Raw genomic sequence first — 8049 nt, forward strand, 5'->3', positions numbered from 1 at the left:
CGAGAGATGTATTTGGAAACCCTTACCAGGGTGAATATACGGCATCACCAGATTACATGGCCCTCTTGAATCAGAATCCATCAGATCTAAGAATGAATTTTATCACCGTTGAAACTGACAAAAGAATAACTGCAACCGATAAAAGCAGAAATACAGTAAACAAATATAACTATCAGCAGATCTTTCCGTTGGGTGGATTTGATTTCAGTGCAAAAAGCAGAAGTGGAACCGCTTACATTCGTTTGGCAGAAATGTACCTCAACAAAGCAGAGGCTTTAGCCAAGTCAGGCAATACTGCCGATGCACTAACTGCCGTTAATGCAGTAAGGGTAAGGGCCAATGCTCCGGCATGGACTACTGCTAGTTTATCAACTGCAGGTCTCACGGTATTTCAAGCCGTATTCAATGAGCGGAGGCTCGAACTGGCCTGGGAGGGAAACTCTTCGTTTGAGAACTTCCGTAATGGCCTGCCATTAACAAGAAACTATATAGATTATTTTTTCACAGCGCCTTTAACGATCCAGCCCGACGATAAACGCATCGTTTACCCAATTCCGCTGGTAGAGATTCAATTGAACCCAAATCTGCAACAAAACCCACAATAAAGAAATGAAAAAATTATTCATCGGACTCACCTGCCTGGCTGCACTATCCGCCTCTGCCCAAAACCGGGAGATCACGTTTAAGGAAGCTGACTGGAAAACACAACTGGCCACAGCCAAAAAAGAAAACAAGATCATCTTTTTTGATGCTTATACTTCCTGGTGTGGTCCCTGCAAGGTCATGGCCAAAGAAGTGTTTACAAAAGACAGCGTAGCTGATCTGTTCAACAACACCTTCCTCAATGTTAAATATGATATGGAAAAAGGTGAAGGCCCTGCATTAAAAGATAAATACGAAGTAAGTGCCTTTCCAACCTATCTGTTCATTAACGGAGACGGAGAAATCGTACATAAAATTGTTGGTAGTATGTCGGCATCTGAATTTATGCAAGAAGCCGGCAAAGCGCTAAAACCAGAAAGTACTGCATTCGGACTGGCCAAAAAATTCAACAATGGTGATCATTCCGAAGCCACAGCAGTTGCTTACCTGGAAGCCTTGGAAAAAGCCTATGAAGCCGATAAAATGGGTATTGTAGCAAAAGTCTATTTTGATGGTCTTCCTGCATCAGCACTTATGGAGGAACATAATTGGAACCTTGCCCTCAAATACCTCAATAATCCTTCTTCTCAGGCCTTCGCCTATCTCTATGCCAATAAAGGAAAATTGGAGTCAACATATGGAGCAGAAAAGGTAAACCCTTATTTCAGAAACACTTTTAGCATGGCAGTTTACTCTGTAAAAAGGGCGTATGAAAAGAAAACAGGGCTTAAAGAAGCAAAAGAAAAGGTTGCAGCAATTAGAAAAATCCTGTCCGGAGGCACCAATTATTCCAAGCCTATACTTACCCAGCTCGATCTGATTGAATATGCTGCCGCAGGACAATGGGATAAATTTACCAGCCGTGTTGATGCTGTTTCTAAGGACAATGATTTCACTTCAAAGAACTACTTTATCATCGGAGCCGCTAACGATGTAGTTACCTCAGCACCAGCAGCACAATATCCGAATGCCCTGAAATGGGCAAGTCAGATCGAGAAAAGCAATCCCGATCTTTTCACCAGCATACAACTGGCCGACCTGAGAAAAAGAGTATTTAAAAAACAAGGAAAAACTGCAGAAGCAGAAGTCATGGCAACTAAAGCACAAGATCTCAGAAAAGAAGCCATGCAAAAAGGGAAGATGACGCCTCCAATGATGAAAGACTAATAAAAAACAAAGAACAATAAAAAAATGAAAAGAAGAGTAATTCTAGCCGTTGTCGCATTATTTATGATGATCAACTGCTTTGCGCAGAATGGAAAAACAGTAACTTTTACAGGTACCGTTAAATTCCCCGATACCGAAAACAAATACCCGATTTACCTGGGCAAATACGAAGGTGAAGGCTTTAAAAGAGCCTTCAAAGCAATAGACAGTACAAAAGTAGATGCCAACAACAATTTCTCTTTCAAAGTACCGGCAGATAAGCCGGACTTTTACCAGGTACGTGTTTATTATTTTGACCGCATTGATTTCTGGGCAAATAAAGACAACATCCATGTCAACGTGCGTGGTATAGATACAGCAAAGATGAAAATCAAAAACCCACCATACATCTATATGGAAAATACATCAGCAGAAAACGATGTGATCAATGATGTAAACCTGGTAGGCTACCTTGACTATCAGCAAATGATTGCGGTAGGTCAGGAACAATACAGGGCAGGGCGTTCTAAAGATACGGTATGGATCAATTATATGAAGGACGGTTTTGAGCGTATCAACAAAGACAAAGACTTCCGCATCAAATACCTGGTTCACAAATACAAAGATCAACCCACAGTATTATATGCGCTGAACTACCTGAACCCCAAAAGAGACAGGGAACTGGTCATGTCTACATTAGACAATCTAACTAAAAAATTCCCTGACCTGGATCAGGCAAAGAAAAGAAAAAAGGAAATCCTGGACGGTATTGCACAAGAAGAGAAAATTGCCGACGGACAGAAAGCACCTGCTTTTGCTTATCCAGATGTAAACGGTAAAAAATGGGGACCTAAAGATTTCAAAGGAAAATACCTGATTATTGATTTCTGGGCTTCATGGTGTGGCCCTTGCCGCCAGGAGATCCCCCACTTGAAAGAGGTATACAGTAAATACAAGGACAAAGGCCTGGAAATCTTATCTGTATCTGTTGATGCAAAACCGGCCGATTGGAAAAAAGCAATGGCCGAAGAAAAAATGGGCTGGCCTCAGATCAATGCAGTAGAATCTAAACCCGTAATGGCCGATTACCTGTTTAGTGGAATTCCTTACCTGGTTGTCGTAGATAAGGACGGAAAAATCGTAGAGAAAAATGTTCGTGGCGAATCGTTAGATAAAGCCATGAAAAAAATATTTGGCATGTAATCAGCAACGGGCCAGGCTGAAATTCCTGGCTCTTTTTTCAAATAAACACTTAACACTATGAAGAAGATCGTATTAGCCCTGCTACTCTTAACCAGTTTATCTGCAATTAAAGCTCACGCACAGATGGAAGCCGCCCAAAAAATTAAATGGGACATAGAAAAAAGCGTAGACATCAGTATGCCGCTGGAGATGACCTGGGAAGTCTTTAACAACAACGACTTACTTAAAAAAGCCTCCAATGGTTATGTAAGTGCCGTAGAAGTATTAGATGCCAATCCACCTGTATCCAGGAAGATTGTTTTTTCAAATGGTGGCAACCGGGTAGAAAACATCACACAAAACGAACCTCATAACAAGCTTATGGCCATAGATTTTGCAGACACCAACCTGCCTAAAGGAATTAAATCGGCAGAATTTGCTATTTTTTTAAAAGACAAAAATGGCAAAACGAATGTGACATGGAGGGGTATGGTGAAAGGTGACGCAGAAGCAAAAAAAGCTTTAGTTACACAGCTAACCGCAGAATTTGACAGCTATGCCACAGGTTTGGACAAGATGACAAAAAAATCAATTCCGGCAGCCAAAATGAATTAATTAACAGAACTTATATTATTTATTTGCCCCAAAGAGTTTCGCACTTTTTGGGGCATTTTATTTTAAAAAAATCAGAACCTAAAGTGTGGAGCTAATTGTTTGAAACTTAAAGAAAACATGTAAATTACTTTATTATATTTTATATGAAAAAGACCTTTCAATTCTATACCATTGTTCTGTTATTCACCACGATTTTCAGTGTCTCTCTAACCAGCAACGCTCAAAAAGGAAGCAAAAATAGCTTCTCAAAAAAGCCCAACATAGTTTACATCCTGGCCGATGATATGGGCTATGGGGAACTGGGCTGTTACGGTCAGGAAAAAATTGAAACCCCAAACCTGGATCAATTGGCAAAGAGAGGAAAGCGCTTTACACAACATTATGCCTACCCTGTTTGCGCCCCCTCACGCTACCTATTGATGACCGGACAAAATTCGGGGAAAGCCTTTATCCGTGGAAATCATGAATGGGCCGATCGCGGAGATGTTTGGAATTTCAAAGCGATGGAAGACAATCCTTACCTGGAAGGCCAATATCCAATTCCTGATTCCACCATCACCATGGCCAAAATTCTAAAAAAAGCAGGCTACACCACTGCTTTGGTGGGTAAATGGGGCTTGGGTGCCTCCATGACTGCCGGTACACCAAATAACCAGGGTTTCGATTATTTTTATGGCTATATCTGCCAGCGACAAGACCACACCTATTACAGCGGGCATTTATGGGAAAACAACAACCGTGTACCTTTAGACAACAGGATTGTTGACCCCAATATTGAACTCCCCAAAGATCTTGATCCACTGGACGAGAAGAACTATGAAAAGTATCAGCAAAAAGACTACGCTCCCGATTACCTGATTAAAGCGGCTCTAAAATTCATTGATAAAAGTAAGGACAAACCATTCTTCCTGTATTACCCCTCCCCTTTGCCCCATGTATCGCTGCAGGCACCTAAAGATCTGGTGGCTTATTATCACAAGAAATTCGGAGACGAAAAACCCTTCCTGGGAGGCTCCTATTTTCCTTGCCGTTATCCACATGCCACCTATGCAGCTATGATCACTTTGTTAGACCAGCAAGTAGGCCAGATCATTAAAAAACTAAAAGACAAGGGTGTATATGACAACACCATCATTATGTTTTGTTCAGACAATGGTCCGGCTTACAATGCAGGTGTAGACCCTGCTTTTTTTAAAAGCGCCGGACCTTTTAACGGAGCATATGGATGGGGAAAAGGCTTTCTCCGCGAAGGGGGAATAAGAGAGCCCTTTATCGTTTCCTGGCCAGGAAAAATCCAGGAAGGGAGCACCTCCGATCTTATATCTGCAACCATTGACATGGTGCCTACCTTTTGCGACCTCTTAAATCTTAAAGTCCCGAAACACGTAGATGGCATCAGTATCCTGCCAACAATTCTGGCCAAAGGCAAACAGACCGATCGCAACTATCTTTACTTCGAATACCCGGAATATGGCGGCCAGCAAGCCATCAGAATAGGGAACTGGAAAGGAATCCGGTTAGACATGCTCAAGGGCAATACGAAATGGTCACTGTATGATTTAGCAGCAGACCAGACAGAACAACATGATGTAGCCAATCAACATCCCGAAATTATAAAAAAAATGAAGGCAATCTCCAAAAGAGAACATCATACACCAGAGTTAAGCAGATTTGAAATACCGGTTTTAGAAAAAGAAGCACTGTAACATTTTTCGTATATTAACAGTCTGACTACTAAAACGTTCAACATGAAACACCTCTTCACTCTCTTCCTAATTCTCACCTTAGTGTGCAACACCGTATCTGCACAGCAAACCCAGGAAAAATATATCAACGAGATAAAGTACCTGCTTTATTTACCTGAAAACTACAAGCAGAACGATCAGCAAAAATTTCCTTTGGTGTTATTCTTACATGGAAGCGGTGAACGCGGCGATGATGTCAACAAAGTAGCTGTAAACGGATTACCAAAAATGATTGCTCAGGGCAAAAAATTCCCTTTTATCGTGATATCACCGCAAGTACCCAATGGAGAAGGCTGGGAACCCACCGATCTGTTTCGCCTGCTGAAAGATATTAAGGCTAAATATCGGATCGATGAAGATCGTTTATACTTAACAGGTTTAAGCATGGGCGGCTACGGCTGCTGGGAAATGGCAATGAAATACCCTCAAATGTTCGCCGCAATTGTACCGATCTGCGGTGGAGGCGATACCTCTAAGGTATGGAAAATAAGACACACACCTATCTGGGTTTTTCATGGCGGAAAGGATAATATTGTTCCCCTTAAATCAAGCCAGGATATGGTGGATGCCTTAAAGCCCATCAACCCGGATGTTAAATTCACCATCTTCCCGAATGACGGACATGACAGCTGGACATCTGCCTACAATACTGACAGTTTATACACCTGGCTCATGGGGATTAAAAGATATAAATATGCCAAAATAGCTGTAGATCAGAAAATACTGGACACTTATCAAGGCACCTACCATAACGATCTGACGAACGACACCTTGAAAATAAGCGTTACAACTGGTATAGTCACACTGATTCGCAAAAAAGGAGCTACGGAGTTAAAACCTTATGCAAATGACAAGTTTTTCATCAACGAAAACGATCCTGTTGACGCCGTATTCTCTGGCAGAAAACGTAAAATGCAGATCCTAGTAAACGCAGACAGGCAGTACATTTATAAAAGGATCGGTGATTGAAATTAAGATTAGAATAAAACCCAAACTATCCCCTGATATTTGTTGTTTAAACTCTATCAATAACGATCCCTTATCAACAACAAAAAGCAAACAAATGAAAAGATTATACCTCATTTTAGTCTTAGCCATGTTTTCCATAAACATAATGGCCCAGACCAATGCAAAACAAGATGTCATTCAAAAAATCGACGGTGAAGAAATGAAGGGAAAAGTGATCAAAATCACCGACACTGAAGTTACTTTTATTTATGCTGGCGAAACTGCCCAGTACGTACTTAAAAAATCAGAAATTGCTAAAATTGTTCACGCCAGCGGCAGAGTAGAAAACATCAGCCAGCAAAGTCTTCCCGCACAAAACCGCCAAAATGACCAGGTAACCATGTCGGCATCTTCTGTTGATCATCACAACAAGATTGCCATCCTTCCATTTACCTATTTAATGGACAATCAACCAGGCGCTGACGCAATTGGTTATAAGGCACAAGAAGACACCTACGGTTTTTTATCACAACACGCTGCGGGATATACCATACTCGACCCAAGAACTACAAATGCCCTGCTCAGCAAAGCTGGAGTTACCAAAGACAAGATGATCAATTTCACTATGAAAGAAATCTGTGACATTCTGGGCGTAGAATATGTGATAGATGGCTCTATAACACAGAATAAGGGATATCAAACCAGTTCCACCAGTGATATTTCGAGCAGTAAAGTAAAGCGGGATAATAACGACAAGGTTAAAGGTGTTTCCTCTTATGGCTCCACAAACAGCAATGCGGTTCAGCGATATGATGTGGCAGTGGGCTTGCATATTTACATGGACAATAATGCAAGTATTTATAACCAAACACATAAAGCTTTCCTAAGCAATACAGACGGATCCTACAATAGTCCACTGGAGTATTTACTTAAAAGATGCCCGTTATACAGAAAATAATTTTAAAGTCCCGGCAAAAAACTGCCGGGATATATTTTACCTGTGTTAATTATATAATCCCTGTATTTTTGCCAGCTCTATTGTCTTTTCAGGATTAAACTGGCTACCATTCATATAATTTTCAAGACTATATAACAGTTGTCTGGCCTCAGGACGTTTATCCTGGTCCGACAGGAGGTCAATACCTGAAACAACCAGCTTTCCCTTTCCTGCATTACATTCAAAAACCAAACCCAGGGACTGAGCAGTCACCCAATCGTCAATAACCCTTACTATCGGGTTGATCTGATCACCTACCGCATCAAGTCTGATCGCACTGGAATGGGTCATTGCATCCCACCACTGCCAGTTACTATGATACTGCGTAGGAAAACTGGCCAATGCAGGATGTTTGGGATTACATAAAATCCCCATAGTTGTTGGTGGTTGGCTGCTGGTCCATGCTGTATTCCAGAATATAGTAGAGAAGCCTGTTTTTACATCGCCGCCCATATCCGTTTTAACCGAACCCTTTTTTAATGTTAGTAATACCTTCCCCCCTTCGTTGAGCACTTTTATAGCTTTAGCATCCAGAATTTGAGTCACCAGTACATCTTTAGGCGTTTCAGGCAGTACATTTGGATATACAAATATATCCCATGTATTGGTATGGTTGGCCACTGTTGCGCTTAAGATAACGCGCTGCGGTGTTTTAACCGAAGCCAATACCTGCTTAATTGTACCTAACCGAATTGCATTTCCTAAAGCAATAGTTTCTGTTTTAAAACTTCCATTAAACAATTTAATACCGCTTTCGGAGGTAATACTCCAACT

7 protein-coding genes and 1 pseudogene are annotated in these 8049 nt (G+C 41.3%); 7 read left to right on the top strand and 1 reads right to left on the bottom strand.

The window, feature by feature from the left end; all coding sequences use genetic code 11:
* From VNZ46_RS03610 to VNZ46_RS03640, 7 genes are all read left to right on the top strand, one after another.
* Window positions 1-605, top strand: a 605-nt coding sequence (locus tag VNZ46_RS03610) for a RagB/SusD family nutrient uptake outer membrane protein (protein ID WP_325558720.1), incomplete at its 5' end; no start/stop codon positions are given.
* A 4-nt stretch (window positions 606-609) separates the two neighbouring features.
* Window positions 610-1809 (top strand): thioredoxin family protein, encoded by a 1200-nt coding sequence (locus tag VNZ46_RS03615; RefSeq protein ID WP_325558722.1) that lies wholly within the window; start codon window positions 610-612, stop codon window positions 1807-1809.
* A 24-nt stretch (window positions 1810-1833) separates the two neighbouring features.
* Window positions 1834-2991, top strand: coding sequence for a TlpA disulfide reductase family protein (locus tag VNZ46_RS03620; RefSeq protein WP_325558724.1), 1158 nt, complete (start codon window positions 1834-1836; stop codon window positions 2989-2991).
* Between the two features lie 57 nt (window positions 2992-3048).
* Window positions 3049-3585, top strand: coding sequence for an SRPBCC family protein (locus tag VNZ46_RS03625; RefSeq protein ID WP_325558725.1), 537 nt, complete (start codon window positions 3049-3051; stop codon window positions 3583-3585).
* Window positions 3586-3728: 143 nt separating this feature from the next.
* Window positions 3729-5291, top strand: a complete 1563-nt coding sequence (locus VNZ46_RS03630) for an arylsulfatase (RefSeq protein WP_325558727.1) — start codon at window positions 3729-3731, stop codon at window positions 5289-5291.
* A 42-nt stretch (window positions 5292-5333) separates the two neighbouring features.
* Window positions 5334-6299, top strand: coding sequence for a prolyl oligopeptidase family serine peptidase (locus tag VNZ46_RS03635; protein ID WP_325558729.1), 966 nt, complete (start codon window positions 5334-5336; stop codon window positions 6297-6299).
* A 94-nt stretch (window positions 6300-6393) separates the two neighbouring features.
* Window positions 6394-7236 (top strand): hypothetical protein, encoded by an 843-nt coding sequence (locus tag VNZ46_RS03640; RefSeq protein WP_325558731.1) that lies wholly within the window; start codon window positions 6394-6396, stop codon window positions 7234-7236.
* Between the two features lie 45 nt (window positions 7237-7281).
* On the opposite strand, the pseudogene VNZ46_RS03645 reads toward VNZ46_RS03640, so the two are convergent.
* A pseudogene (locus VNZ46_RS03645) lies at window positions 7282-8049 on the bottom strand (beta-galactosidase); the annotation flags it as partial.

It is taken from the genome of Pedobacter sp., from assembly GCF_035566355.1.
Lineage (GTDB): Bacteria > Bacteroidota > Bacteroidia > Sphingobacteriales > Sphingobacteriaceae > Pedobacter.

Bases quoted from the DNA above. Each gene is read 5' to 3' on its own strand.
- VNZ46_RS03615 (WP_325558722.1), top strand. From the start codon at position 610: ATGAAAAAATTATTCATCGGACTCACCTGCCTGGCTGCACTATCCGCC.
- VNZ46_RS03620 (WP_325558724.1), top strand. From the start codon at position 1,834: ATGAAAAGAAGAGTAATTCTAGCCGTTGTCGCATTATTTATGATGATC.
- VNZ46_RS03625 (WP_325558725.1), top strand. From the start codon at position 3,049: ATGAAGAAGATCGTATTAGCCCTGCTACTCTTAACCAGTTTATCTGCA.
- VNZ46_RS03630 (WP_325558727.1), top strand. From the start codon at position 3,729: ATGAAAAAGACCTTTCAATTCTATACCATTGTTCTGTTATTCACCACG.
- VNZ46_RS03635 (WP_325558729.1), top strand. From the start codon at position 5,334: ATGAAACACCTCTTCACTCTCTTCCTAATTCTCACCTTAGTGTGCAAC.
- VNZ46_RS03640 (WP_325558731.1), top strand. From the start codon at position 6,394: ATGAAAAGATTATACCTCATTTTAGTCTTAGCCATGTTTTCCATAAAC.